This window comes from Micromonospora sp. CNZ286 (assembly GCF_014207755.1).
The window spans coordinates 3,136,745-3,160,897 of sequence record NZ_JACHIZ010000001.1 but is presented as its reverse complement, the minus strand read 5'-3'; the positions used below and the strand labels follow the sequence as shown (position 1 = coordinate 3,160,897).

29 protein-coding genes are annotated in these 24,153 nt (G+C 72.8%); 15 read left to right on the top strand and 14 right to left on the bottom strand.

The window, feature by feature from the left end; all coding sequences use genetic code 11:
- Nucleotides 1-16: 16 nt before the first annotated feature.
- Nucleotides 17-739, bottom strand: coding sequence for a hypothetical protein (locus FHX31_RS14315; protein ID WP_225319580.1), 723 nt, complete (start codon nucleotides 737-739; stop codon nucleotides 17-19).
- A gap of 231 nt (nucleotides 740-970) precedes the next feature.
- Here FHX31_RS14315 and FHX31_RS14310 point away from each other — a divergent pair, with 231 nt between their 5' ends.
- Complete coding sequence (locus tag FHX31_RS14310) at nucleotides 971-1,717, top strand: SDR family oxidoreductase (protein WP_184976433.1); 747 nt, start codon at nucleotides 971-973, stop codon at nucleotides 1,715-1,717.
- Here FHX31_RS14310 and FHX31_RS14305 read toward each other — a convergent pair.
- Nucleotides 1,697-2,290, bottom strand: coding sequence for a TetR/AcrR family transcriptional regulator (locus FHX31_RS14305; protein WP_184976431.1), 594 nt, complete (start codon nucleotides 2,288-2,290; stop codon nucleotides 1,697-1,699). The two genes, FHX31_RS14310 and FHX31_RS14305, sit on opposite strands and share 21 nt — an antisense overlap.
- A 113-nt stretch (nucleotides 2,291-2,403) precedes the next feature.
- Here FHX31_RS14305 and FHX31_RS14300 point away from each other — a divergent pair, with 113 nt between their 5' ends.
- Complete coding sequence (locus FHX31_RS14300; RefSeq protein WP_184976429.1) at nucleotides 2,404-3,591, top strand: macrolide family glycosyltransferase; 1,188 nt, start codon at nucleotides 2,404-2,406, stop codon at nucleotides 3,589-3,591.
- Nucleotides 3,592-3,633: 42 nt separating this feature from the next.
- Here the strand turns inward: FHX31_RS14300 and FHX31_RS14295 are convergent, their stop codons facing one another.
- The gene (locus FHX31_RS14295) at nucleotides 3,634-4,170 is read right to left on the bottom strand and encodes a DUF1062 domain-containing protein (RefSeq protein ID WP_235437602.1); all 537 of its coding nucleotides are present in this window, start codon (nucleotides 4,168-4,170) and stop codon (nucleotides 3,634-3,636) included.
- 333 nt (nucleotides 4,171-4,503) lie between these two features.
- Here FHX31_RS14295 and FHX31_RS14290 point away from each other — a divergent pair, with 333 nt between their 5' ends.
- Both FHX31_RS14290 and FHX31_RS14285 read left to right on the top strand, forming a co-directional pair.
- The gene (locus FHX31_RS14290; RefSeq protein ID WP_071095022.1) at nucleotides 4,504-5,121 is read left to right on the top strand and encodes an acyl-CoA-like ligand-binding transcription factor; all 618 of its coding nucleotides are present in this window, start codon (nucleotides 4,504-4,506) and stop codon (nucleotides 5,119-5,121) included.
- A gap of 62 nt (nucleotides 5,122-5,183) precedes the next feature.
- On the top strand, nucleotides 5,184-6,755 hold the full coding sequence (locus FHX31_RS14285) for an MDR family MFS transporter (RefSeq protein ID WP_184976427.1): 1,572 nt from the start codon (nucleotides 5,184-5,186) through the stop codon (nucleotides 6,753-6,755).
- Nucleotides 6,756-6,822: 67 nt separating this feature from the next.
- On the opposite strand, the gene FHX31_RS14280 is transcribed toward FHX31_RS14285, so the two are convergent.
- From FHX31_RS14280 to FHX31_RS14270, 3 genes are all read right to left on the bottom strand, one after another.
- Nucleotides 6,823-7,131 (bottom strand): hypothetical protein, encoded by a 309-nt coding sequence (locus FHX31_RS14280; protein ID WP_013286318.1) that lies wholly within the window; start codon nucleotides 7,129-7,131, stop codon nucleotides 6,823-6,825.
- A gap of 147 nt (nucleotides 7,132-7,278) precedes the next feature.
- On the bottom strand, nucleotides 7,279-8,097 hold the full coding sequence (locus FHX31_RS14275) for a TIGR04222 domain-containing membrane protein (protein ID WP_123110141.1): 819 nt from the start codon (nucleotides 8,095-8,097) through the stop codon (nucleotides 7,279-7,281).
- A 13-nt stretch (nucleotides 8,098-8,110) separates the two neighbouring features.
- Nucleotides 8,111-9,652, bottom strand: coding sequence for a glycosyltransferase family 39 protein (locus FHX31_RS14270; RefSeq protein WP_184976425.1), 1,542 nt, complete (start codon nucleotides 9,650-9,652; stop codon nucleotides 8,111-8,113).
- 108 nt (nucleotides 9,653-9,760) lie between these two features.
- Between FHX31_RS14270 and FHX31_RS14265 the strand changes: the two genes are divergently transcribed.
- The 6 genes from FHX31_RS14265 (at nucleotide 9,761) to FHX31_RS14240 (ending at nucleotide 13,648) form a co-directional block, all read left to right on the top strand.
- Nucleotides 9,761-10,249, top strand: coding sequence for a GNAT family N-acetyltransferase (locus FHX31_RS14265; protein ID WP_184976423.1), 489 nt, complete (start codon nucleotides 9,761-9,763; stop codon nucleotides 10,247-10,249).
- 67 nt (nucleotides 10,250-10,316) lie between these two features.
- Nucleotides 10,317-10,871: an isochorismatase family protein gene (locus tag FHX31_RS14260; protein ID WP_047894035.1), complete on the top strand. Its 555-nt coding sequence runs from the start codon at nucleotides 10,317-10,319 to the stop codon at nucleotides 10,869-10,871.
- A gap of 132 nt (nucleotides 10,872-11,003) precedes the next feature.
- A complete protein-coding gene (locus FHX31_RS14255; protein WP_013286323.1) occupies nucleotides 11,004-11,531 on the top strand; it encodes a DUF2087 domain-containing protein in 528 nt (175 codons plus the stop codon).
- Complete coding sequence (locus FHX31_RS14250) at nucleotides 11,528-12,037, top strand: GNAT family N-acetyltransferase (protein ID WP_256092761.1); 510 nt, start codon at nucleotides 11,528-11,530, stop codon at nucleotides 12,035-12,037. The genes FHX31_RS14255 and FHX31_RS14250 overlap by 4 nt, the downstream gene beginning before the upstream one ends.
- A gap of 74 nt (nucleotides 12,038-12,111) precedes the next feature.
- Complete coding sequence (locus FHX31_RS14245) at nucleotides 12,112-12,546, top strand: Hsp20/alpha crystallin family protein (protein WP_013286325.1); 435 nt, start codon at nucleotides 12,112-12,114, stop codon at nucleotides 12,544-12,546.
- 112 nt (nucleotides 12,547-12,658) lie between these two features.
- Nucleotides 12,659-13,648, top strand: a complete 990-nt coding sequence (locus FHX31_RS14240) for a tyrosine-type recombinase/integrase (RefSeq protein WP_013286326.1) — start codon at nucleotides 12,659-12,661, stop codon at nucleotides 13,646-13,648.
- A gap of 55 nt (nucleotides 13,649-13,703) precedes the next feature.
- Here the strand turns inward: FHX31_RS14240 and FHX31_RS14235 are convergent, their stop codons facing one another.
- Nucleotides 13,704-14,075 carry a VOC family protein gene (locus FHX31_RS14235; protein WP_013286327.1) on the bottom strand — a complete coding sequence of 124 codons (372 nt, stop codon included), beginning with the start codon at nucleotides 14,073-14,075 and terminating at the stop codon, nucleotides 13,704-13,706.
- A 99-nt stretch (nucleotides 14,076-14,174) separates the two neighbouring features.
- Between FHX31_RS14235 and FHX31_RS14230 the strand changes: the two genes are divergently transcribed.
- On the top strand, nucleotides 14,175-14,633 hold the full coding sequence (locus FHX31_RS14230) for an Rv0361 family membrane protein (protein ID WP_091327771.1): 459 nt from the start codon (nucleotides 14,175-14,177) through the stop codon (nucleotides 14,631-14,633).
- A 3-nt stretch (nucleotides 14,634-14,636) separates the two neighbouring features.
- On the opposite strand, the gene FHX31_RS14225 is transcribed toward FHX31_RS14230, so the two are convergent.
- The 3 genes from FHX31_RS14225 to FHX31_RS14215 form a co-directional block, all read right to left on the bottom strand.
- On the bottom strand, nucleotides 14,637-15,323 hold the full coding sequence (locus tag FHX31_RS14225) for a thymidine kinase (protein WP_369830071.1): 687 nt from the start codon (nucleotides 15,321-15,323) through the stop codon (nucleotides 14,637-14,639).
- Between the two features lie 94 nt (nucleotides 15,324-15,417).
- The gene (locus FHX31_RS14220) at nucleotides 15,418-16,815 is read right to left on the bottom strand and encodes an MFS transporter (RefSeq protein WP_013286330.1); all 1,398 of its coding nucleotides are present in this window, start codon (nucleotides 16,813-16,815) and stop codon (nucleotides 15,418-15,420) included.
- A gap of 20 nt (nucleotides 16,816-16,835) precedes the next feature.
- Nucleotides 16,836-17,603, bottom strand: a complete 768-nt coding sequence (locus FHX31_RS14215; RefSeq protein ID WP_091327767.1) for a glycerophosphodiester phosphodiesterase family protein — start codon at nucleotides 17,601-17,603, stop codon at nucleotides 16,836-16,838.
- An 88-nt stretch (nucleotides 17,604-17,691) separates the two neighbouring features.
- Between FHX31_RS14215 and FHX31_RS14210 the strand changes: the two genes are divergently transcribed.
- Together FHX31_RS14210 and FHX31_RS14205 are read left to right on the top strand one after the other, a co-directional pair.
- Nucleotides 17,692-18,141 carry a helix-turn-helix domain-containing protein gene (locus FHX31_RS14210; RefSeq protein WP_255367995.1) on the top strand — a complete coding sequence of 150 codons (450 nt, stop codon included), beginning with the start codon at nucleotides 17,692-17,694 and terminating at the stop codon, nucleotides 18,139-18,141.
- Nucleotides 18,134-18,502 (top strand): DUF4180 domain-containing protein, encoded by a 369-nt coding sequence (locus FHX31_RS14205; protein ID WP_071095010.1) that lies wholly within the window; start codon nucleotides 18,134-18,136, stop codon nucleotides 18,500-18,502. Before FHX31_RS14210 ends, FHX31_RS14205 begins: the two co-directional genes overlap by 8 nt.
- 162 nt (nucleotides 18,503-18,664) lie before the next feature.
- On the opposite strand, the gene FHX31_RS14200 is transcribed toward FHX31_RS14205, so the two are convergent.
- Nucleotides 18,665-19,315: a flavodoxin family protein gene (locus tag FHX31_RS14200; protein ID WP_091327761.1), complete on the bottom strand. Its 651-nt coding sequence runs from the start codon at nucleotides 19,313-19,315 to the stop codon at nucleotides 18,665-18,667.
- Nucleotides 19,316-19,379: 64 nt separating this feature from the next.
- On the bottom strand, nucleotides 19,380-20,150 hold the full coding sequence (locus FHX31_RS14195; RefSeq protein WP_013286335.1) for a lysophospholipid acyltransferase family protein: 771 nt from the start codon (nucleotides 20,148-20,150) through the stop codon (nucleotides 19,380-19,382).
- 207 nt (nucleotides 20,151-20,357) lie between these two features.
- Between FHX31_RS14195 and FHX31_RS14190 the strand changes: the two genes are divergently transcribed.
- Nucleotides 20,358-21,770 (top strand): cytochrome ubiquinol oxidase subunit I, encoded by a 1,413-nt coding sequence (locus FHX31_RS14190; protein ID WP_184976422.1) that lies wholly within the window; start codon nucleotides 20,358-20,360, stop codon nucleotides 21,768-21,770.
- 17 nt (nucleotides 21,771-21,787) lie between these two features.
- Nucleotides 21,788-22,786 (top strand): cytochrome d ubiquinol oxidase subunit II, encoded by a 999-nt coding sequence (gene cydB / locus FHX31_RS14185; RefSeq protein WP_013286337.1) that lies wholly within the window; start codon nucleotides 21,788-21,790, stop codon nucleotides 22,784-22,786.
- A gap of 70 nt (nucleotides 22,787-22,856) precedes the next feature.
- On the opposite strand, the gene FHX31_RS14180 is transcribed toward cydB, so the two are convergent.
- Entirely contained in the window at nucleotides 22,857-23,543 is a 687-nt protein-coding gene (locus FHX31_RS14180; RefSeq protein ID WP_013476783.1) for a hypothetical protein, read from the bottom strand.
- Nucleotides 23,544-23,608: 65 nt separating this feature from the next.
- Nucleotides 23,609-24,073 (bottom strand): peroxiredoxin, encoded by a 465-nt coding sequence (locus FHX31_RS14175; RefSeq protein WP_221488069.1) that lies wholly within the window; start codon nucleotides 24,071-24,073, stop codon nucleotides 23,609-23,611.
- Nucleotides 24,074-24,153 lie beyond the last annotated feature (80 nt).

The following is a 24,153-nucleotide window of genomic DNA, read 5'->3' as shown; positions in this document are numbered from 1 at the left end:
GTTCACCGGCGGGGCGTCAGCGGAACCGGTCGACCGTGACGGGAACCATCCCCTGCCGGCGCACCTGCGTCGTCAGACCGTGCAGCAGCACACCGGCCGCTTCGTCGCGTTCCCCGAGAAGGTCGCAGGTCACGTCCAGTGCCCAGGCGGCACCTGCGGCGACCCGGCGCAGATCCCAGCGGAAGGCGTCGCCGGAGACCTGACGGCGTACCGCGCCCAGGATGCGCGTCTCGGGATCCGCCGGGTCGCCGGTGATCGGCATCTGCCAGGCCTCGCTGAGTGCCGCGAGACCGTCCGGGCTCAACTCGCCGGCGAACAGGATCCGGTAGACGCGCGTCTCGCGGAACCCTGGCCGGGGCCCGGAGTCGTTCAACCGCAAGGGGGACGGCGGCGGAGCCGGAGGGGTGCCGAAGCACTCCCGCAGCGCGCCTTCGTCCGGCAGGTCCTCACCGCAGAGGTCCCGATAGAGCGCCGCCGCCGCGGACCGGCCGACGGGCGTCACCCGCTTGCGCAACGCGGCGTCCACGCGTAGGCGCCGGCTGGTGGCCGACGCCTCGTGCCAGCGGCTCTCGGGACGAGTCCAGCCACCGCTCACCAGCCCGGCGGAGGAGTGGTCCGCCGCGAGCAGGAACTCCTCGACCAACAGCCCTTCCGGCGCGCCGACACCGTCGTACACCACGTAGTAGTGCAGCGCGGGAGGCAAGCCGGCCATCTGTCGCGCGAGGGAAGTCTTCGTCACACGTGGATTGTCGAGCAGTGCGGGAGCTGCCACCGTCCGGCTCGCCGAGGGCTTCGCCGACGCTAATTACCGGATTACCGGTAACACCAATTGCCTAATACGAACGGTCAAATAGGACGAATAGGTGGTGCACCATAATGACAGTTATGTGCGCGCACGCGATGCGGGAGCGCCTCGGCCCGTCTCGCCGACTACGGTGAGGCGGACGCATCCGAGAGGAGGCCGACGGCGATGCGGATCGCGGTTGCGGGAGCGACGGGCCGGATCGGGGCACTGACCGTCGCCGTGTTGGAGCGGCAGGGCCACGACGTCGTGCGCATCAGCCGCTCGGTGGGCGTGGATCTGACGACGGGCACCGGGCTGGACGAGGCGCTCGCCGGCGTGGAGGCGGTCGTCGACACGACGAACGTGGCGGCGGGCGATCGTTCCGAGACTATGGCGTACCTCGGCGACCTCACGCGCAACCTGCTGGCGGCCGAGCGACGCGCCGGCGTACGGCATCACGTGCTGCTGTCGATCGTCGGCATCCACCGGGTCGACGACAACGCCCACTACGCGGGCAAGCGGGAACAGGAGCGACTGGTAGCAGGCGGGCCGGTGCCGTGGACGATCGTCCCGGCCACCCAGTTCCACGACTTCGCCGCCATGGTCACCGGCTGGACCGAACGCGACGGCGTCGCCACCGTCGCACCGCTGCTGGTGCAGCCGATCGCACCCCGGGACGTCGCCGACATCCTCGCCGAGGTCGCCGTCGGCGAACCGCAGGGACACCACGCCGACATCGCCGGACCCGCGACGGAGGATCTCGTCGACATGGCCCGGCGCACCCACGAGGCGCGGGGCCGCCGGATCCGGCTCGTTCCGACGTGGTCGGGCGTGTTCGGCACCTCGATGTCCGGCAACGTGCTGCTGCCGGGCGACGGCGCACGCATCGCGCCGACCAGCTTCGACGACTGGCTAGCCGCGGGTGCTCGTTGACGGGGTGACGGCGGTGACGACCAGGTCGACGATGCCGTCGGCGTAGTCGTCGGTCAGCGGGCCGTTGCGCAGCAGCCAGCGGTGGTAGAGCGGGCCGAACAGCAGCTCCACCACCTGGTCCAGGGGAGCGTCGGGGCGTACCTGGCCGGCCTCGCGGGCGGCCTCCAGGCGTACGCGGACGGCGTTCAGCTGGGGGCGGAGCAGCCGGTCGCGCGCCTGGTCGGCCAGCTCCTCGTCGGCGAGAGTCTCGATGGTGACGGCACGGGTGGTCGCGGACAGCCGCGGATCGGCGAACTCGGCGACAGTGGCCCGGAGCACCTCACCCAGATCGGCCCGCAGGTCACCGGTGTCGGGCAGGGCGATGACCTCCGGCATGTCGTCGGCGAGCGCGTCCAGGATGACCGCGCCCTTGCCGCGCCACCAGCGGTAGATGGTCTGCTTGCCGACTCCGGCACGGGCGGCGATCGCCTCGACGGTCAGGGCCGGATAGCCGGTCTCGGCCAGCAGCTCCAGCGCGGCGGCGAGGATCGCGCGGCGGGACTGCTCGTTGCGGCGGGTGGGCTGCGGGGTCACGGCGACAGCCTACAGCGAGACGAGACGTACCGTCTTGACGGGCGCGGTCGCCTCGTGCTTTTCTTTGGCAAGCGAGACGGGACGTCTCGTCTCAGTGGAGATCAGGAGATCACGTGCCGCACATCGCCATGGTCAGCATTCCGTTCCACGGCCACGTCAACCCGAGCCTGGAGATCATCAGTACCCTCGTGCGGCGCGGCCACCGGGTCACCTACGCCAACGATCCCGCCTTCGCCGAGGTCGTCCGGGCCACCGGCGCGGAGCTGAGGCCGTACGCCTCGACGCTGCCCGCCGACGGCGGCGCCGGCATCGACGACCCGATCGCGCAGCTCACGCTCTTCCTCGACGACGCCGTCGCCATGCTGCCGCAGCTACGGACCGCCTACGCCGACGACCGGCCGGACCTGTTCCTCTACGACATCGCCGGCGCGCCGGCGCGGCTGCTCGGCGAGCAGTGGGGGATTCCGGCCGTCCAGCTGTCCTCGACGTTCGTCGCCTGGGACGGCTACGAGCAGGAGATGGCGCCCGCAGTGGAGGCGATGCGGGCAGATCCGCGCGGCGCCGACTACTACCGGCGGTTCACGGCGTGGCTGACCGCTGAGGGTTCGTCGGTCACCGACAGCATGGCGTTCCAGGGGCGGCCGGTGCGCAGCCTCGTCCTGCCGCCGGAGGCGCTCCAGCCGAACGCCGACCGCGTGGACCGGTCGGTCTACAGCTTCGTCGGCCCGGTCCTGGGCGACCGCTCCGACCAGGGCTCCTGGGTACGACCGGCGCGCGCAGACAAGGTGCTGCTCGTCTCGCTCGGCTCCGCCTTCACCCGGCAGCCCGAGTTCTACCGCCGCTGCATCGCCGCGTTCGGTGACCTGCCCGGCTGGCACACCGTTCTCCAGATCGGCAAGCACGTCGATCCCGCCGAGCTCGGCCCCGTTCCGGACAGCGTCGAGGTGCACCGGTGGGTGCCGCAGCTGGCCGTACTGGATCAGGCGGATGCCTTCGTGACCCATGCCGGCATGGGCGGCAGCAGCGAAGGTCTCTACTGCGGGACGCCGATGATCGCCGTACCGCAGGCGGCCGACCAGTTCGCGAACGCCGAGCAGCTGGCATCCCTAGGCGTCGCCCGGGTCGTCGACTCGGCCACCGTCACCGCCGCGGAGCTGCGCGAGACGCTGCTCGCCCTCACCGCGGACCCCGCCGTGGTGGCGCGTAGTGCCGAGCTGAAGCGGCAGGCCCGCGCCGCCGGCGGCGCCGACCGGGCCGCCGATCTGATCGAGGCCGAACTCGCCACGGCGAGCGGCGGGTGATGCGTGGTCGCGGCGGCCGGGTGCCGCCGCGACCACGCCCGGTCAGTCCTCCGCCAGCACGGTGAAGGTGAAGGCGGTGCTCGTCGGACGCTTCAGCGGGATGTCGCACTTGACCCGGCGCAGCACCTCGGACCGGGTGAGGCCGAACCGGCGAGCGATGAGCCGGTCCGGGCGTACCGGCACCGGATCCTCGAAGGTGACGTCCACCTGGACCGGCCACCGGTCCAGCGGCACCGTGGGCGCGTCCAGCGTCCACGCGTCCGTCCAGTCCAGGGTGAAGCGGCAGCGCCGGGCGAACGCCGGATCCAGCAGTGTGGCCGCCACCAGGGCGGGATCGTTGACGTGGTGGCCGTGCAGCTCGGCGGGATCGAACGAACTGACGGTCGCCCGCTCGCGGACGGTGAGCTTGACGGTGCGGTCGCAGGACACGCACCGGACGAGCAGCCACACGTCCAGCAGCTTGCCGTTGGCGTTGACGCGGAACCGGCCCTTGGCGGCGGTGGCCGACTCCGCCCGGCAGACGGCGCAGCGCAGCGACAGCAGCGGAAGGCGGGTCCGGCGTACGACCCAGGGCAGCACGATATGCGGTTGGGATGACATGGAGACCTGATCTCTGAAGACCTGACGCGAGGCCGATCACGCGCGGCCTCGGACGCTGTGGCCGGGCGCGCGAGGGCAGCCCGGGGAGCCGGCGCGCGACGGCCGGCTACAGGCGTGGGGAACGTGTCAGGTTCTAGAGAGCAGGAGGGGTCACGCGGAGTCGTCCTTCTTCGCTGCGACAGGAGTGCGGGAAACGTACGGGACGTCCGGAACCGCTCTCAACCCGTTTTCCGGCGCCGGTGCGGTGCGGCGCCCATCACTTCACTCACTAAAAGTTTGCACTGTCTGCAAGATCGCTCGTAGTGTCGTCGCGTGACCCCGGATCAGAGCCGTCCCGGCCTGCGTGACCGCAAGAAGCGCCAGACCCGCGCCGCCCTCAGCGCCGCCGCGCTGCGCCTGGTCGCCGAACGCGGCCTGGACCAGGTGACGGTGGAGGAGATCAGCGAGGCCGCCGAGGTGTCGGCCCGCACCTTCTTCAACTACTTCCCCAGCAAGGACGAGGCGCTGCTCGGCGACCAGCCGACCGACCGCGAGGTGCTTGCCGCCCGCATCGTCGCCGCCCCGCCGGAGCTGTCCGCGTTCGACGCGCTGCGGCTGGCCTTCGACGACGTGGTCGAGGCCGTCGAGGCCGACCGCGAGGTGTGGCTGCTGCGCCTGCGGGTGATCGCGGCGAACCCGTCGCTTCTTCCGCGGCTGATCAGCGGCAACGCCGAGACCGAGCAGGTGATCGTCGCGGCGGTGGCCGCCCGGCTGGGCGTCGACCCGTGCCACGGCCACCCGACGCTCGTCACCACTGTTGCCGGCGCGGTCTTCCGCACGGCCCTCATGCAGTGGGTCGAGCGACCCGACACGACGACGCTGCGCGAACTGACCGCCGAGGCGTTCGCCGCCGTCGCCGCCGGCCTGCCCGATCCGTACGCCTCGGCCTGAGCCGTTCCTACCGGCCGCCGCCGTCGCGCGGCCGCTCGCCCGTGCACACGACAAGGAGTTCGATGACCACCGCCACTGTTCCGCCCGCCGAGACGGGTACGCGGATGTCACGCCGGGAGGTCCTCCAGGCGTTGTCCGGCCTGATGGTCGGCATGTTCGTGGCGATCCTCGCCTCGACGGTGGTGGCGAACGCGCTGCCCCGGATCATCGCCGACCTCGACGGCAGCCAGACCGTCTACACATGGATCGTCACCAGCGAGCTTCTCGCGATGACCGCGACGGTGCCGCTGTGGGGCAAGATGGCCGACCTCTACAGCAAGAAGCTGCTCATCCAGCTGTCCCTCGGCCTGTTCGTGGCCGGTTCGCTGGTCGCCGGGTTCACCCCGAACGTCGAGGTGCTGCTGCTCAGCCGGGTCATCCAGGGCGTCGGCGCGGGCGGCATGACAGCGCTCGCCACGATCGTCATGGCCGCCATGATCCCGCCGCGGGAGCTGGGCCGGTACGCCGGCATCTTCGGCGCCGTCTTCGGTGTCGGCACCATCGCCGGTCCGCTGATCGGCGGTGTCCTGGTCGACACGTCCTGGCTCGGCTGGCGCTGGTGTTTCCTGATCGGGGTGCCGTTCAGCCTGCTGTCCATCGCCCTGCTGCAGAAGACGCTGCACCTGCCGGTGGTGCGCCGCAAGGCCCGCATCGACTGGCTCGGCGCCCTCCTGATCACCTCGGGCGTGTCCACGCTGCTGATCTGGTCGTCGCTGGCGGGCAACAAGTTCGACTGGGCGTCCGGCTGGACCGCGCTGCTGGTCGGCGGCGGGCTGGCGCTGCTCGCGCTCGCCGTGTTCGTCGAGTCCCGCACCGAGGAGCCGATCATCCCGCTCGGCATCTTCCGTAACCGCACCGTCAGTCTCACCACGATCGCGAGCATCCTCGTGGGCGTGGCGATGTTCGGCGGCACCGTGTTCCTGTCGCAGTACTTCCAGACCTCGCTGGGCAAGTCGCCGACCGCGGCCGGCCTGATGAGCCTGCCGATGGTCCTCGGCCTGCTGGTCTCCTCGACGGTGGCGGGTCAGCTGATCACCAAGTACGGCCGCTGGAAGATGTTCCTGGTCGCCGGCGCCGCGGTGATGACGGTCGGCATGCTGCTGCTGAGCACCATCGACGCGAAGACGAGCGTGCCGGTGCTGTCGGTGTACATGGCGGTGCTGGGTGTCGGCGTGGGCATGCTCCTGCAGAACCTGGTGCTGGCCGCGCAGAACGACGTACCGGCCGCCGAACTCGGCGCGGCCACCTCGGTGCTGACGTTCTTCCGCAGCATGGGCGGCGCGGTCGGCGTCAGCGCGCTCGGCGCGGTCCTGGCGAACCGGGTGACCTCGCTGACCGTCGAGCGGCTGGGGCCGATCGCGGCCGGCGGCGGTTCGGCCGAGGTGCCGGACCTGTCCGCCCTGCCGGAGCCGGTGCTGCGGATCGTGCAGGACGTCTACGGCATCGCCACGTCGGAGATGTTCCTCATCGGCGCGCCGTTCGCGCTGCTCGCCCTGATCGTCGTGCTGTTCATCAAGGAGAAGCCGCTGAACACGCTCAGCGGCGACGAGCGCCGGGCCCGCGAGGAGGCGGCTGCCGCCGCCGGCATGCACTGACCGCGTCCGGTCGAGCGTGGAGGGCCGCCCCCGGGAACACCGGGGGCGGCCCTTTCCTCGCGTACGGTCAGCGTTCGGTGCGGTCGTTGATCTCCGTGCCGGACTCGCCGGGCATGGCGCCGATCGACTCCTCGGCGGCCCGGCCGCCGGTGCTCTCGTCGCCCTGCTTCAGCGAGCTGCGGGGCAGCCCGGCCAGGTGGGCCGGGTCCTCGATCGGCTGGGGCGGCCACTGGTCCTGCGTACCGTCGGTCACCCCGGCGCGGCGCAGCGCCTCGACCAGTTGGTCCGGCGACAGGCGGTCGACCTCCTGTATCCCGGCCCCGCGCGCAATCGCCTGCAGTGTCTTCAGGTCTTCGCTCACGAATGTCTCGGCCATGCCCGAGCCTTCCCGGCGCTCAAGACAAGGAAACCCGGCCGGCGCCCCGGCCTGCCTGCCCACCCTTCGTCGATCATGAAGTTGTGCCGGGCAAACCGGACACGGAACGCCGTCAACTTCATGATCGGCCCGAGTTGAGAGGTCTGGTCAGCGGCGGGCGGGTTTGCGGTCGGGGCGCGGGCGGTCCCGTTCCGGGTCGACGCCCACCTGCACGGCGAACGCCGGGTCCACGGCGAGCAGCGGCCGGGGGCCGAACAGGGCCATCCCGGTCAGCAGCGTGTCGGTGTCCCGGCCCTGCCAGACCGGGCGGCGCTCCGGGTCCAGGTCGGCGTGCTCGCGGCGCAGCCGCCGCAGCAACCGGCGGGCGGCGGCGCCGGTCTCCGGCACCTCGGTCAGCCACCAGCCACCCAGCGCGGTGGCCAGGCAGCACAGCAGCAGCCCGGCGACCGAGGCCGGGCCGCCCGCCGAGCGCCCCTCGACCGCGCTGTCCACCAGCCGGGTCAGTCCGACCGCGGCGACCGCGAACAGCGGCACCGTGCCCAGCGCGATCCGCCGCCGCTGCCCGGGGGTGAGCAGCCAGCCGTCGCGGACCAGCCGCCCGACCGTACGGCGCAGCGCCCGGCCCACTGCGGGATCGGCGAGCACCGCCGCCCAGGTCTGCGGGCGGCGCAGCGCGGTGTGCAGGGCGCGCACCAGCGCGGGCGAACCGGCCGGGGGCGGCCCCTGCGCGTGCAGGGTGGCGAGTTCGCCGACGTCGACCCCGCCCGCGCGGCGCAGCGCGGCCACCCCGACCTGGCAGGCCAGCATCGCCCGGTCGGTCAGGTACGCCAGCTCGACCCGGTCGGGTGTCGCACCACGGGTACGGCGGCCGGTCAGTTCGCGTACCGCCACGGCGATCACGACTGCCACGGCGACCGCGCCGAGGTAGTCGAGGAGGAAGATCGGCCCGCTGACTCCCCAGAGCATGGCGGCAAGTATCTCAGGAGCCGTGGCGTACCTCGGTGTCCCAGATCTGTGACCACGGACGCCGCAGGCCCCGGGCGAGGAAGATCGGCTCGCCGTTCTCGTCGTTGTCGACGTCGGCCCGCTGGTCGACCCGGCCCACCTCGGTGACCTCGGTGAACCAGGCACGCAGCGGCTCCGGCCGGGACCAGCCGACGACGATCACCACGTCGGCGTCGTCGGGCGGCCGGCCGAACGTGGCCATGCTGTTGTGCCCGGAGTACGCGCGGGGCAGGCCCCGGGCCGGACCGTAGCGGGCCAGCGCCCCGGCCTCGCCGTAGTTACCGGTCAGCACCACGGCCCGGTCGCGCTCGGCCGGCGGCAGCGCGCGGTGCACGGCGGCCACCGAGTCGGCGAACTCGGGCCAGCCGATGGTCTCGCCCGCGTCGTAGTTCACAGCGACCACGAACCCGGGCAGCCGGTCGGCCGGCAGCGTGGGCAGCAGCAGCACCGCGCTGCTCGCCGCCATCAGCACGGCGGCTGTGACCAGCAGCGCCTGCCGGACCCGGGCCGCGCCCCGCTGCGCCCACGCGACGACCGGCACCACCCCGGCGGCGGTGAGCACCAGCAGCAGCGGCGCGTCGTAGTAGCCCTTGCCACCGGCCGCCACCACGATCGCGACCACCACCAGCCACGCCCAGGCCAGCGACCGGTACGCCGCCCAGGACGGCCGGCGCAGCAGCGCCACCAGCCCGGCGACCCACACCGGGACCGCGAACGGGCTGATGATCAGGAACTGGAGCACCACCGCGTCGATCCGGCCGCTGTAGGAGCTGTCGCCGTCGGCGATCGACGCGGCGACGTCGAGCTGCGGGAAGCCGTGCGCGGCCTGCCACACCGCGTACGGCACGGCGAGCAGCGCGGCGATTCCCGCACCGGCGAGCACCCACCGGTCCCGCAGCAGCCGGCGCGGCCCGGCGATCAGCAGACCCGCGACCAGGCCCACGCCGAGCAGCGCGGGCAGCGGCTTGTTGAGCAGGCCGACGCCGAGCGCGAGCCCGGCGCCGAGCGCCCACCGGGTGTCGCCGGTGCGCAGCATCCGCACCACGCACAGCGCGGCGGCCAGCCACACCAGCAGGTCGACGCTCGTGGTGCTGAGCAGGTGGCCGCCGGCCAGCACGATGCCCGAGGCGGCGGCGAGCACCGCCGCGGCCGTCTGGGCGACGCGGCCGGCGCCGAACTGCCGGGCGATCGCGGCGACCAGGACCACCGCCGCGCCGCCGATGAACGCCGACGGGGTACGCAGCACCACCAGGTTGCCCGGCGCGATCGTGTCGGCCAGCCGCGCCAGGGCCGGCACGAGAGGCCCCTGGTCGACGTAGCCCCAGTCGAGGTGCCGGCCGCACAGCAGGAAGTACAGCTCGTCGCGGTGGTAGCCGTAGCGGCCGGCCAGCGACAGCAGCACGACGGTGAGGACCGCGCCCACCACCAGTGGCGCGGCGGTACGCGGACCGGCGGGCGGCGGGCCACCGGGTGCGGCGGCCTCGCTCCGATCGATGTCGGCGACTGATTCGGCCACCCGTCCATGATGGCCCCGGCGGGTGGTCCGCCGATGCCCCGCCGCCCTCGGCCGGGTGGACGGAAACCGGTGGCCGGACGGCCGGGGCGGCGGCTAGCGTGCGCGCCGATGCTGATTCGTGACTACACCGACGCCGACTGGGCCCAGGTCCGGCCGATCCTCGCCGACGTCATCACCGCCGCCGACACGTTCCCGTACGACCCGCGGTGGCCGCCGGAGACGGTGCGCGAGGTGTGGGTGGAGCGCCCGCCGGGGCGTACCTCGGTCGCGGTGGACCGCGACGGCGCGGTGCGCGGCACCGCGAAGATGGGCCCGAACCGGCCCGGGCCGGGGTCGCACGTGGCGACGGCGAGTTTCATGGTCGCGGCGGACGCCCGCGGCCGGGGTGTGGGCCGGGCGCTGTGCGAGGAGGCCCTGGACTGGTCCCGGCGGCAGGGTTTCGCCGCGATGCAGTTCAACGCCGTGGTGGAGACCAACACGGCGGCGGTGGAACTGTACCGGCGGCTCGGCTTCACGGTGATCGGCACCGTGCCGGAGGCGTTCGCGCACCCGAAGCGGGGACGGGTCGGGCTGCACGTGATGCACCGGCGGCTGTGAGCGCGGCCCGGGAGTGTCGGGGGCCGGGGCTAGGTTCACCGGGACCGTCACCACCCGAGGAGTCGCCATGACCACGCTCACCGACCGTCCGCACACCGCGTTGCTCGTCGTCGACGTGCAGAACGGTGTGGTGGGCGGCGCCCACGACCGTGACCGCGTGGTCGCCACCATCGCCGGTCTGGTCGACCGGGCCCGCGACGCCGCCGTCCCGGTGGTGTGGGTGCAGCACCGCAGCGACGACCTGCCGCCCGACAGTGAGCAGTGGCGGATCGTGCCGGAGCTGTCGCGCCGCGACGACGAGCCGCTGGTGCACAAGGCGTACGGCGACTCCTTCGAGGACACCGACCTGGAGCCGGTGCTCGCCGCCGCCGGGGTGGGCCGGCTGGTCGTGACCGGCGCGCAGACCGACGCGTGCATCAGGTCGACGCTGCACGGGGCGTTCACCCGCGGCTACGACGCCACGCTCGTCGCCGACGCGCACACCACCGAGGACCTGTCCGCCTACGGCGCGCCGCCGCCCGCGCAGGTGATCGCCCACACCAACCTCTACTGGAGTTTCCAGACCGCTCCGGGGCGCACCGCCGGCACCGTCGAGGCCGCCGAGGTGGACTTCGCGGCCTGACCTGCCGGGACGCGCCGGTCGCACCGGTCGGTGTCGGGGACCGGCCGGGCCGCCGTCCGCCGTGGCGACCCGGGGAGCGGCGGCCGGAAAACGCCTCGCCGGATCCGGCGGGTTGCTGACAGGCTGCCCGCCATGACCGCTCAAGCCCTCGCCGGGGCGCTCGCCGACGAGCGCCGCCGGACCGTGTTCGCCGCGATCGTGCTCGGCGCCCGGGACGTGCCGGCCGTGGTGGCCCGTACCGGCCTGCCCGCCCGCGACGCCGCAGTGGCCGTCCGCCGTCTCACCGACGCCGGGGTGCTCACCGACGACGGTGACGGGCTGCGGGTCGACGCCGGGCGGCTGCGCGAGTTCGCCCGGGCCGGTGCGGCGTCCCCGGCGGCGCCGGCCGCGAACCCGCGCGAGACGATCCTGCGCACGTTCCTGCGCGACGGCGCGCTGACCCGGCTGCCCGCGCAGCGGGGGCGCCGCCGCGTGCTGCTGGAGCACATCACCGAACGCACCTTCGAACCCGGGCGGCGCTACCCGGAACGGGAGGTGGACGACGCGCTGCGCCGCTGGTGCGAGGGCGGCGACGCCGACCACGTGACGCTGCGCCGTTACCTGATCGACGACATGCTGCTCACCCGCGAGCAGGGCGTCTACTGGCGGACCGGCCCGTGACGGGCTGGAGCACGCAGGTCGTGCGCCCGGACGGGCCGGACGCGGCGCTGATGCTGCGCGAGTACATGGCGGAGATGGTGCGCCGCTGGTACGGCCGTCCGGAGCGGCCCGGCGAGGTGGACGCCGCGCTGGCCGAGGACCCGAGCGACGACCTGGCCCCTCCCACCGGGCTGCTGGTGCTCGCCCGCCGCGACGGCCGGCTCGCCGGGTGCGCCGGGCTGAGGTGGCAGCCGGAATGGGCCGAGCTGACCCGGGTGTACGTGCGCCCGGAGCACCGGGGCGCCGGGGGCGGGGCGGCGCTGATCGCCGCGATCGAGGCGTACGCGACCGGCGGCGGGGCGACGCGGATCCGGCTGGACACCCGCTCCGACCTGGTCGAGGCGCGTGCCCTGTACGCCCGGCACGGCTACCGGGAGATCCCCGCGTTCACCAGCGGCCCGTACGCGCAGCACTGGTTCGAGAAGGCGCTCGCGGGACGAGTTGACGACGCGGCGCAGGCGCGCTAAAACAGAACCAGGAACTTGAGTCACCCGGACTCAACTTGAGACCTTGGGTCAGGAGAACCGAGGAGGCAAGAGTCATGTTGATGCGTACCGACCCGTTCCGCGAGATCGACCGGATCGCCGAGCAGTTCTTCGGCACCACCGCCCGGCCCGCCGTGATGCACCTCGACGCGTACCGCGACGGTGACCACTTCTACGCGGCGTTCGACCTGCCCGGCGTGGACCCGGACAGCATCGACTGCACCGTCGAGCGCAACGTGCTGACCGTCCGCGCGGAGCGCCGCCGTCCCACCGGCGAGAACGTGGAGCTGGTCGCCGCCGAGCGTCCGATGGGCACATTCACCCGGCAGCTGTTCCTGGGCGACACGCTCGACACCGACCGGCTGGAGGCCGGCTACGACAACGGCGTGCTGACGCTGCGCATCCCGATCGCCGAGCGCGCCAAGCCGCGGCGGATCACTGTGAGCACGCCCGCCGAGAGCAACGGCCACCGTCAGCTCACCACCGCCTGAGCACGTCACGCCCGAAGCGGGGGAGGCCGGAGCGCCGGCCGACCCCCTTCGGCGTACCGGCGGTCAGCGCGCCTCGTCGCCAAACACCCCGCCGGCTGAGAACCTTTCTCACATGCTTCGCCCCGAGGTGCTGCCCCGCGCCCGCCCCGCCGCCCTGCCCGCCGGTCCGGCCGACGTCACCGAGGCGTGGCTGCGCAACCGGCGGCTGTCCGAGCACACCCGCGACGCGTACCGCCGCGACGTCACCGGATGGCTGACGTGGTGCGCCGAGCAGGCAGTCGACCCGCTGCGGGCCACCTTCCTCGACGTCAACACCTACGGCCGGGAACTGGAGTCCACACCCCGCGGCCGCGCCGGCCGGCCGCTCACCCCGGCCACCGTCGCGCGGCGGCTGTCCGCGCTGTCGAGCTGGTACGACTTCCTGGTCAAGCTGGGCGCGGTGCCCGCCAACCCGGTGTCGGCGGCGGACCGGCCACGAGTCGACCGGGACCACTCCGCCACCGTCGGCCTGACCCCCGACGAGGTGGACGCGCTGATCGCCGCCGCCGAGGCCGACACCGGCCCGGCCGCCGCCCGCAACCGGGCCGCCGTCGCGCTGCTGGCCGACCTGGGGCTGCGGGTGGGGGAACTGGTCGCGCTGGACGTGTCCGACCTGGGCACGGAGCGCGGTCACCGCAGCATCCGCTTCGTCGGCAAGGGCGGCAAGGTACGCCGGCGCGCGCTCACCCCGGGCACCGCGTACGCGGTCGACGCCTACCTGGCCGTGCGGGCCGCCGCGCAGGGTGTCACCGTGCCGGAGCTGACCGGTCCGCTGCTGGTCACCGCCACCGGCGGCCGGTTGGACCGGCACGCCGTGTTCCGGCTGGTGCGCCGCCTCGCGCAGCGGGCCGGGATCGCCGCGTGGGCGAAGTTGTCGCCGCACTCGCTGCGTCACGCGTTCGCCACCACGGCCCGCTCCGAGGGGGTGCCGCTGGAGGACGTGCAGGACGCGATGGGGCACGCCGATCCGCGTACCACCCGCCGCTACGACCGGGACCGGCACAACCTGGACCGGGATCCGGCGTACGCGATCTGGGCGGCGCGGGCCCGCCGCCGCGGCTGACCGCCACCAGCCGCGCAGCGGGCCGCGGAGCACTGCGGCCCGCTGCGCCGACCGGTCAGCCCTGGGGGCGGGGGCAGAGGCAGAACGGCTGCCCGATCGGGTCGAGCAGCACGGTCCACCGCTCGCCGCCGGGCTGGAACTCGGGCCGGGTCGCGCCGGCCGCCACCAGGTCCTTCTCCGCGACCGCCACGTCGTCGACGTAGAGGTCCAGGTGGTAACGCTTGTCGCCGCTCTCGTCCGGCCACGCCGGCGGCGTGTAGCCGGGCACCAGGCCGAACCCGATCGCCGGGCCGTCCTTGACGATCATGGCGTACTCGGCCTCGCTGTGGGTTATCTCCCATCCCAGCGCCTTGGCGTAGAAGGCGGCGTGCGCGGCCGGGTCGGAGCTGTCGATACTGATCATGGCGATGTCGGCATGAGCTGTCATGCGGACAGTCTGCCGCCGATGCCCGCCGTTTGCTGTCCGGTACGAGCGCGCGTCGCAACCGGCTGCGCGCCACCGTCCGGTTGCCTACCGTCGACAGTGATGGGCAGGCAGCGGGAGTGGCACCACACGGCCCGGCGTCGCCGCCCGCTACGCGCGGGCGTGCTGATCGCCGGTCTCGGCGTGGGCACCTGCCTGATCGGGGTGGCCGGGCTCGCGGCGTGGAACGCGCAGGTGGTGTTCCAGGCCGACGGGCCGGTGCGGGAGACCGCCGACGGGTTCTTCCGCGACGTCGCGGCCGGTGACACCGACGCGGCGTACGAGCGGCTGTGCGCCGAGGCCCGGAGCAGGTGGAGCAAGTCGGGCTTCGGCAGTTGGGTGCGGACGCCTCCGCAGGTCAGCGGCTACGAGATCGTCGACGTGTCGGTGGCGACCCGATCGGGCCGGCCGCGCGGCACGGTGGTCGTGCGGATCAACCGGGACGGCGGCGGCAGCGAGGAGCGGGAGCTGCCTGTGGTGCCGGAGGGCGGCGGCTGGCGGGTGTGCGGAGACCCGTTCTGACGCTCAGCCACGCGGGCCGAGGTCCCCGGAGCGGTAGTGGCGCCGGCACAGCACCTGGTAGCGCACGTCGGCGGTGTCCACGGTGTCGCCGATGACGACCTGCGCGCCCTCGCGGACCACCCGGCCGCCGACCACGCGGGCGTTGAGCAGCCCCTCCCGGCCGCACCAGCACAGCACCTCGACCTGGATGCGGGCCACCTCGTCGGCCAGTTCGAACAGCCGCTGCGCCGCGGGGAACAGGCAGGAGCGGAAGTCGGTCGCCAGGCCGAAGGCGTAGACGTCGACGTCGAAACGGTCGACCAGCTCGGCCATCTGCTCGATGTGTTCGAGGTTGTAGAACGAGGCCTCGTCGCAGATCAGGTAGTCCACGCGTACCCCCTCGGCCCACGCGTCGCGGACCAGGACGCGCAGGTCGAGGTCGTCGGTGACCTCGACGGCCTCGTGGGCCAGGCCGATGCGGGTGGTGACCTGCGGGCCCAGCGAGCGGTCGATGCGGGTGGTGACCAGGCCGCGGCGGCCCTGCCGGGCGTGGTTGTGGTTCATCTGCAACGCCATGGTGGACTTGCCGCAGTCCATCGGCCCCCAGAAGAACTTGAGCGCGGCGGCGTGCAGCGGCCGGCCGTCGACGCCGCGGGCGGCGGCGCAGCCGGCGGCCCGGTCGTCGCCGGGCCCCGGCAGGGGGCGGGCCAGGCAGGTGGGGGCGGCGTCGTCGGTCACGTCGGGGCAGCCTAGTCCATCGACGCCGCCTGATCAGGCCCCCGATGATCCACGGGGGCGAGGCGGGTCAGAGCACCCGGGGCGGGGTGTTCCCGGCGGCGATGATGGCCCGGCGCATCGGCACGGCGGCCAGCAGCGCGAAGCCGACCACGAAGAAGATCAGCAGCGACACCAGGCCCACCCGGTACGACGAGGTCAGCTGGAAGACCAGGCCGAACGCCAGCGGGCCGAGCCAGCTGGTGCCCTTGTCGCTGATCTCGTAGAAGCCGTAGTACTCGCCCTCCTTGCCGGCCGGGATGAGCTGGCTGAACAGCGACCGGCTCAGCGCCTGGCTGCCGCCGAGCACCAGGCCGATGCAGCCGCCGAGGATCATGAACGGCACGGGCGCCTCGGCCGGCAGCCGGAACGCGGCGATGATCACACCGGTCCAGAGCACCAGCGACAGCAGCACGGTCTTCCAGGCACCGATGCGTTTGGCGAGCGCGCCGAGGGCGAGCGCGCCGCCGAAGGCGAGGAACTGCACCAGCAGGATCGTCACGATCAGCGTGCTCTGCTCCAGCCGCAGCTCCTCGGTGCCGTACTGGCTGGCGAGGGTGATGACGGTCTGGATGCCGTCGTTGAAGACCAGGAACGCGAGCAGGAAGTACAGCGTCAGCGGGTACGTCTTGATCTCCCGTAGGGTGCGCCCGAGCTGCCGGAACCCGTCGGTGAGCACGTTGACGCCGCTGCCGCCCCGGCGGGCCGCCTCGGTCGGGTGCTCCCGCAGCCAGCGCAGCGGCACCAGGGTGAACGCGGCCCACCACACGCCTGCGGAAACGATCGACCAGCGGGCCAGGTCCAGCGTGCGCTGGGCGTTGCCCTCCTCGCTGAGCATGGTGACCGCGACCAGGTTCAGCGCGAGCAGCAGGCCGCCACCGAGGTAGCCGATGGCCCAGCCGCGGCTGGAGATGCCGTCGCGCTCGTCGGGACCGCCGAGTTGCGGCAGGAACGAGTTGTAGACGACCACGGCGGCGCCGAAGGAGATGTTCGCGATCAGGAACAGCGCGCCGCCGAGCAGGTAGCGCTCGCCGGTGACGAACGCGAACGCGATTGTCGCGCCGGCGCCGGTGAACGCCGCGGCGGCGAGCAGCCGCTTCTTGTGCGCCGACCGGTCGGCGATCGCGCCGATCACCGGCAGCACGAACACGGTGAGGAAGACCGACAGCGAGATCAGGTACGGGTAGAACGAGCCGGCGGCGACCTTGATGCCCAGCGGGTACACCGCGCCGTCGCAGCTGTCCGCGCCCAGCTCGCAACCGGCGGCGAGCTCGGTGACCGTGGTGAGGAACGGCCCGAGGAAGACCGTGATGACTGTGGTCTGGAACGCGGAGTTCGCCCAGTCGTAGAAGTACCAGCCGGTGCGCTCGCGGCGGGTGCTGCCCGGTCCGGCGGGGTCGGCGACGGCGGGGGTGACCGTATCGGCCATCGGGGGTCGTCCTCGGGGGCTCAGGCGGCCCAGTGGCCGCGACTGCGATAGACGTCACGGAGCACGCTGACGTGATCGGTCATGATGCCATCCACACCAAGATCAAGTAAGTGGTGCATCTGGGCGGGATCGTCGATCGTCCAGACGTGCACCTGCAACCCGATCCGGTGGCAGTACGCGAGGAACCGCCGGTCGGCCACCGGCACCCGCCCGAAGGCGACGGGCACCTGCGCGGCCACCACCGACGGGGGCAGCCGTAGCGGCCGTCCGTGCAGCGAGGCCAGCCGCAGCCGGGCCACGCCGCGCATGCCGAGGCTGGTGGCGACCTTCGGCCCGGCCAGCGCCCGCAGCCGGGCCAGCCGGGCGTCGCTGAACGAGGCGAGCAGCACCCGCCCGCCCGCGCGGACCCGGGTGACCGTGGCGACGGTGGGCGCCACGCCGCCGTCGGACTTCACGTCGATGTTGAACCGCACCTGCGGCCAGGCGCCGAGCACCTCGTCCAGGCGGGGCACCAGGGCGGCGCCGCCGACGCGTACCGAGGCCAGGTCGGCCCAGCGCAGATCCGCGATGCGACCCGGCTCGCCGGTGACCCGGCGCAGCGTCGGGTCGTGGAAGACCACCGGTACGCCGTCGGCGGTGGCGTGCACGTCGGTCTCCACGTACCGGTAACCCAGGGCGACGGCACGGGCGAACGCGGCGGCGGTGTTCTCGTCGCCGTCGGCCGCGCCGCCGCGGTGGGCGAACGCCAGCGGCGCGGGCGCGTCGAGGTAGCCGTGACGGGGCTGCACGCGGGCAGTATGCCCGGCCCGGGTGGCGCAGACATGGCCGGGCGGTGAAATTCCCTATCGTTCCCCATCATCGCTAAGATAGGGTGCGATGAGTAACGACATGTACTCGGTAGAGCAGGTCGCTGACCTGCTCGGCCTGCACGTACGCACCGTGCGCGGCTACATCCGCTCCGGGCGGCTGCGGGCCACGCGGATCGGCAAGCAGTACCGGATCACCCGTGCGGACCTGGACGCGCTGACCGGCCGGCCGGCGCCGCCCTCGGCGCCGGGGGCGGAGGTGTCGAGCGTCGTGCGGCTCGACGGCGTCGACCGGGCCGCCGTCGACCGGCTCGCCACGCTGGTGCTGGCCGGCGTGAACACCCACCACGACCCGGACCGTCCGCTGCGCGTGCAGACGGTCCACGACGAGGAGCGGCACCGCATGACCATCATGATCCTGGGCGATCTCACCGCCACCGCCGACCTGCTGCGCCTGCTCGACGGGGTGCTCGACGGCGGCAACGGCCTGCTCGGCGGCGGGGAGCGCGGCCGTGGCTGACCTGATGCAGGAGCGCGCCGGCGAGCAGGTGCTGGTCTGCGACCCGGACGGCCCGCCGATCGCCACCGAGCGCGACGCGCTGGACCTGATCGGCGCGGCGTTCCTCGGCGCGACTGTGGTCGCGGTGCCGGCCGAGCGGCTCGACCCCGACTTCTTCACGCTCGGCACCCGCTTCGCCGGCGACGTGATGCAGAAGTTCGTCAACTACCGGCTGCGCCTGGCGATCGTCGGTGACATCTCCGTCCACCTGGAGCGCAGCGGCGCGTTGCGCGCGCTGGTGGCCGAGTCGAACCGGCACGACCAGGTGTGGTTCGTCCCGGACCTGGCCGCACTCGACGACCGGCTGCGCACCACCCCCTGACCCCGCCCCGGCCCCGCCCTCGCCCCGCCCTCGCCTCGTTGATCTTGCACTTGCGGCCCTCGTCGGGGGCGTTTGGCCGGGTTTGCCGGGGCACCAATTGCAAGATCGACGGCGGAGTAGCGGGCCGCGGGGTCGGGTCGGGTGCGGGCAGGGGGCGCCGGGTCAGCCGGACTGGCTGCTGGGGCCGGTGCCTGCGCCGCGGGTTCCGGGTGGCGGGTAGGGCCGGTCCGCGAGCAGCCGGGCCAGGTGGGCGCTGTTGAGCGCCAGCGCGGCGGTGGTGCGGCCGGTCGTGTCGGGTTTGGGGCGGGCGTCGACGTAGTCGGTCTTGTGCAGCGCCTCCCCGACCCAGTAGGTGGCCCCGGCGGCCGGGCAGGTGAACCCCACCTCGTTGAGGGCCTGCTGCACCTCGGCGATGGTGTGGTGCGCGCCGTCCTCGTTGCCGACCACGGCCACCCCGCCGACCTTGCCGTAGGTGCGCAGGCGGCCCTGGTCGTCGGTCTCGGACAGCTCGGCGTCCAACCGTTCGAGGACCATCTTGGTCACCGACGAGGGCTGACCGAGCCAGATCGGCGTGGCGATGATCAGGATCTGGGCGGCGAGCAGCTTGGCGCGGATGCCGGGCCAGCCGTCGCCGTCGCCCTCGTCGACGGAGACCCCGAAGCGCACGTCGTGGTCGACCACCCGGACGATCTCGCCGTCGACGCCCTGCTCGGCCAGCGCGTCGAGCACCTCCTGACCGAGCACCTGTGAACTGGACGTCGCCGGGGAGCGCTTCAGGGTGCAGTTGAGAACGAGTGCTCGGACAGCGGTCATGACCAGGTCCTCTCCACCTGAAGGGGCGCGAGGACTTGATACCCGCCACCGGCGCCGGGATGCGTCAGCCGGCGCGGTGGCGACGGTGGGCGCGGGCGGTGTCGACCGGCCGGCCCGGGTCGACGTGGCGCGGCCGGTCCGGCTCGTCGGGGCGCAGCGGCACCAGGTCGTCGGTGATCGCGTCGATGATCCGGTCGGTGGCCTGCCGGGCCGCGCCGGGGGAGCCCGACCGCAGGTCGTCCAGCGGCACCGGGGCGCCGAAGTGCACCCGGATGGCGGGCCGGCGGACGATCGCCCGGGCTGTCGCGCGCAGCATGCCCTTGGGCGCCCGGTAGGGGAGCACCTCGTGCGAGCCCCACTGGGCGACCGGGACCACGGCGGCGCCGCTGGCGAAGGCGAGCCGGGCGGCGCCGGTCTTGCCCCGCTCGGGCCACATGCCCGGGTCGAGCCCGATGCGTCCCTCCGGGTAGACCACCACCACCGAGCCGCCGGCCACGGCCTCGGCGGCGACCTCCAGTGACCGGTGCACCGCGGAGGTGCCCCGGTCGACGCGGATGTGCCCGGCGCGGCGCATCAGCGACCCGATCACCGGGGCGCGGAACAGACCGCCGGTGGCCATGATCCGGGGCGCGACGCGCCGGACCCGGCAGGCGGCGGCGAGCACCACCGGGTCGAACGGGCTGATGTGGTTGGCGGCCAGGACCAGCGGGCCGTGGCGCAGCGCGTCGGGCACGTCGCCGGTGACCTCCAGCCGGCCGACCAGCCCGACGACGGCGCGGGCGAGCGTCTGCGCGCTCCGCCACAGCAGCGGCGCGCGCCAGGGGGTGCTGTTCATCAGTGCTGGATGTTCCCACGCGCGGGCACAGCGGGGGGAGCCGGTGGGGGTCCTCCGGCGAGGGTGATCCCGGGACCGCAGGTCCTCCGGCAAGGTGATCAGGGTCATTGGTCCCGGGCCGGGTGGGGCCCTGCGGCCCTGCTGCTTTCGCTACGACGCCGAGTAGTATCTACTACGTCTCGTAGTATGCGCAGCTGGGGGTTTCAGGTGGACGCGTTGGACGTCGCCCGCTGGCAGTTCGGTGTCACCACCGTCTACCACTTCTTGTTCGTGCCGTTGACCATCGGCCTGTCCGTGCTGGTGGCGATCCTCCAGACCATGTGGCACCGCACCGGCAACGAGCGGTACCTCAAACTCACCAAGTTCTACGGCAAGCTCTTTCTGATCAACTTCGCGATGGGTGTGGTCACCGGCATCGTGCAGGAGTTCCAGTTCGGCATGAACTGGAGTGACTACTCCCGCTTCGTCGGTGACATCTTCGGCGCGCCGCTGGCCATCGAGGCCCTGGTGGCGTTCTTCCTCGAATCCACGTTCATCGGCCTGTGGATCTTCGGCTGGGACCGGCTGCCCAAGCGCCTGCACCTGGCCGCGATCTGGGCCGCCGCGATCGGCACCAACCTGTCGGCGTACTTCATCCTCGCCGCCAACTCGTTCATGCAGAACCCGGTCGGGTTCCGGATCAACCCGGAGAGTGGCCGTGCCGAGCTGACGGACTTCGTCGCCGTGCTCACCAACAAGGTCGCCCTGGTCACCTTCCCGCACACCCTGGCCGGCGCGTTCCTGGTCGCCGGGTCGCTGATGGTCACCGTCGGCCTGTGGCACGTGATGCGCAACCGCGACAGCGCCGACACCGGTGCGTACCGCTTCGCCACCAAGCTCGGCTCCTGGGTCGTCCTGATCTCCTCGGCGCTGGTCATCCTCACCGGCGACATCCAGGGCAAGATCATGACCGAGGTGCAGCCGATGAAGATGGCCGCCGCCGAGGGCCTCTACACCACCGAGAGCCCCGCCTCGTTCTCCGTGCTCACCGTCGGCAGCCTCGACGGCAGCCGCGAGATCTTCGCTCTCAAGATCCCGTACCTGCTGTCGTTCCTCGGCACCGGCGACCCCAACGGCACCGTGCAGGGCATCAACGACCTCCAGGCCCAGTACGCCAGCCAGTACGGCCCCGGCAACTACGCCCCGATCATCCCGGTCACCTACTGGAGCTTCCGCTTCATGATCGGCTTCGGGCTGGCCGCCGCCGCGATCGCGCTGCTGGTGCTGTGGAGCCAGCGCAAGGGCCGCACCCCCACCAGCAAGTGGCTGCTGCGGGCCGGCCTGGTCATGCCCGTGCTGCCGCTGCTGGCCAACTCCTTCGGTTGGATCTTCACCGAGATGGGCCGCCAGCCGTGGATCGTCTTCGGCGAGATGCTCACCCGCGACGGCGTGTCCCGCAGCGTCTCCCTGACCGAGGTGCTCACCTCGTTCACCGCGTTCACCCTCATCTACGCCGTCCTCGCGGTGGTCGAGTTCAAACTGCTGGTCCGCTACGCCCGCGCCGGCGTACCGGACGTCACCCCCCAGTCCGACGACGACGACACCGACGACGCCGAGCGCCCGCTGGCGTTCGCCTACTGACACCCCGGAGCCCAACCGTGGAACTGACGACCGTCTGGTTTCTCCTCGTAGCAGTGCTCTTCACCGGCTACTTCATCCTCGAAGGCTTCGACTTCGGCGTCGGGATGCTGCTGCCGGTGCTCGGCCGCGACGACAGGCAGCGCCGCGTCCTGATCAACACCATCGGCCCGGTCTGGGACGGCAACGAGGTGTGGCTGATCACCGCCGGCGGCGCCATGTTCGCCGCCTTCCCCGAGTGGTACGCCACCCTGTTCTCCGGCTTCTACCTGCCGCTGCTGCTCATCCTGCTGGCCCTGATCGCCCGCGGCGTCGCCTTCGAGTACCGCCACAAGCGGCCCGAGGCGTCCTGGAAGCGCCGCTGGGACCAGGCCATCTTCTGGGGCTCGGCGATCCCGGCCGTGCTGTGGGGCGTGGCGTTCGCCAACATCTTCCGCGGCGTGCCGCTGGACGCCGACCACGAGTACGTCGGCGGCCTGCTCGACCTGCTCAACCCGTACGCGCTGCTCGGCGGCCTGACCACGCTGGGGCTGTTCCTCACCCACGGCGCGGTGTTCCTGGCGCTCAAGACCACCGGTGACATCCGGGAGCGCGCCGGCGCCCTCGCCGTGAAGCTCGGCGTCGGCACCGCCGTGGCCGCCGTGGCGTTCCTGAGCTGGTCGCTGAGCATCCGCTCCAGCGCCGCCGCCGTCGTGCTCGCCGTCGGCGCCGCCCTCGCCCTGCTCGGCGGCCTGGCCGCGGCCAAGGTACGCCGGGAGGGCTGGGCGTTCACCGGCACCGCCGTGGCGATCGCGCTGGCCGTGGCGACGCTGTTCGCCGCGCTGTTCCCGAACGTGATGCCGTCCACCCTCGACGCGGCCGGCACGCTCACCGCCACCAACGCCGCGTCCACCCCGTACACCTTGAAGATCATGACCTGGGTGGCTGTGGTGTTCACGCCGATCGTGCTGGCGTACCAAGGTTGGACGTACTGGGTGTTCCGCCGCCGGATCGGGGTACAGAACATTCCGCAACACTGATCGACCTGTGGGCGCAGGGGCGCGGGGCCGGTGCGAGGGGGTCGCACCGGCCCCGCGGGGCGTTCCGGGGTCAGCGCGCCTCGCGCAGCTCCGCCAGCCGCGCCTCGATCTCGGCCAGCTCGGCGCGCAGCTTCTCCGCCTGCTGCTCGGCCTCGGCCCGCTCGGCGGCCAGGATCTGCTCCACCGCCTCCTGCACCCCGGGAACGTCGACCAGCGCCACCATCCGCAGCGCCTCGGCCGGCTTCACCACGTACGGCCGGGCCAGCGCCTTCGTGCCCTGCTGCGCGGCCACCGTCCACTCGCCCTCGGCGTAGGCCAGCGTGACGGTCAGCCCCGGCGGGGTCTTCGGCTTGGCGGCCTTCACGACCCGCTTCGCCGGCTTCGGTTCCGCCTGCGGCTGCTCGGCCTTCGGCTCCTCCCGCCGCGGCGCCGGCACCCGCGGCGTGTCCAGCACGAACTCCGGCTCCGGCGCGGCCGGCGGCTGCTCCGGTTCCGGCTTCGCCTCGGCGGCCGGACGCCGCCCGGCACCCTTCGGGGCGATCGCCACGTCGGCGGGGGAGAACGGCAGCTCGTCGCGGCCGAACCGCACCACCACGAACTCCTCCGACGCCGCCGGGTCGGTCAGCTCCACCACCTGCCCGAGCTGCCCGGCCATCTGCCCGGCCGCCTCGGTGAACACCACCCGGGGCTTGCGGCCCGCGGCCAGCGCCTCCCGGATCCCCTGAACCTCGTCAGTGGACAAACCCTGACCCGCCATCACGCCCTCTTCCGTACACCTGTTTGACGCAGCCTTGATACCAGCCGGCTGCGACACCGCGATGATCAGCCCCCGAGGGCCCGCAGCGCCGCGTCGGCGTGCTCGTTCATGCTCAGCTCGCTGTGCACCACTGCGAGCACCCGCCGGTCCGTGCCGATCACGAACGTCATCCGCCGGGTGCTCAGCGCGCCCAGCGGCAGCCGCCGCCGCACCCCGAACGCCCGCGCCACCTCGCCGTCGACGTCGGACAGCAGCGGATAGTCGAACCCGTGCCGGCGGGAGAACTCCGCCTGCCGCTGCACCGGATCCCGGCTGATCCCCACCCGAGACGCGCCCACCGCCGCGAACTCCGCCGCCAGATCCCGGAAGTGGCAGCTCTCCGCTGTGCAGCCCCGCGTCATCGCCGCCGGGTAGAAGAACAGCACCACCGGACCGGCGGCCAGGAACTCCGACAGCCGCCGTGGCGTGCCCGTCTCGTCCGGCAGCGTGAAATCCTCGACCAGGTCACCGACACCCACCGCGTCACTCATGACGCGAGGATATGTAGACATCGGCGATCCCGCTCCGTCGTACCCGGCGAGCGGCGGGGAGGCACCGCCGCACGACGCGA

Coding starts and splice junctions, on each gene's coding strand:
- FHX31_RS14200 (WP_091327761.1), bottom strand. CDS start 19,315: ATGACCGCTGTCCGAGCACTCGTTCTCAACTGCACCCTGAAGCGCTCC.
- FHX31_RS14230 (WP_091327771.1), top strand. CDS start 14,175: ATGGGCAGGCAGCGGGAGTGGCACCACACGGCCCGGCGTCGCCGCCCG.
- FHX31_RS14255 (WP_013286323.1), top strand. CDS start 11,004: ATGACCGCTCAAGCCCTCGCCGGGGCGCTCGCCGACGAGCGCCGCCGG.
- FHX31_RS14265 (WP_184976423.1), top strand. CDS start 9,761: ATGCTGATTCGTGACTACACCGACGCCGACTGGGCCCAGGTCCGGCCG.
- FHX31_RS14210 (WP_255367995.1), top strand. CDS start 17,692: ATGAGTAACGACATGTACTCGGTAGAGCAGGTCGCTGACCTGCTCGGC.
- FHX31_RS14180 (WP_013476783.1), bottom strand. CDS start 23,543: ATGGCGGGTCAGGGTTTGTCCACTGACGAGGTTCAGGGGATCCGGGAG.
- FHX31_RS14235 (WP_013286327.1), bottom strand. CDS start 14,075: ATGACAGCTCATGCCGACATCGCCATGATCAGTATCGACAGCTCCGAC.
- FHX31_RS14245 (WP_013286325.1), top strand. CDS start 12,112: ATGTTGATGCGTACCGACCCGTTCCGCGAGATCGACCGGATCGCCGAG.
- FHX31_RS14195 (WP_013286335.1), bottom strand. CDS start 20,150: ATGAACAGCACCCCCTGGCGCGCGCCGCTGCTGTGGCGGAGCGCGCAG.
- FHX31_RS14275 (WP_123110141.1), bottom strand. CDS start 8,097: ATGCTCTGGGGAGTCAGCGGGCCGATCTTCCTCCTCGACTACCTCGGC.
- FHX31_RS14260 (WP_047894035.1), top strand. CDS start 10,317: ATGACCACGCTCACCGACCGTCCGCACACCGCGTTGCTCGTCGTCGAC.
- FHX31_RS14285 (WP_184976427.1), top strand. CDS start 5,184: ATGACCACCGCCACTGTTCCGCCCGCCGAGACGGGTACGCGGATGTCA.
- FHX31_RS14175 (WP_221488069.1), bottom strand. CDS start 24,073: ATGAGTGACGCGGTGGGTGTCGGTGACCTGGTCGAGGATTTCACGCTG.
- FHX31_RS14220 (WP_013286330.1), bottom strand. CDS start 16,815: ATGGCCGATACGGTCACCCCCGCCGTCGCCGACCCCGCCGGACCGGGC.
- FHX31_RS14240 (WP_013286326.1), top strand. CDS start 12,659: ATGCTTCGCCCCGAGGTGCTGCCCCGCGCCCGCCCCGCCGCCCTGCCC.
- FHX31_RS14280 (WP_013286318.1), bottom strand. CDS start 7,131: ATGGCCGAGACATTCGTGAGCGAAGACCTGAAGACACTGCAGGCGATT.
- FHX31_RS14310 (WP_184976433.1), top strand. CDS start 971: ATGCGGATCGCGGTTGCGGGAGCGACGGGCCGGATCGGGGCACTGACC.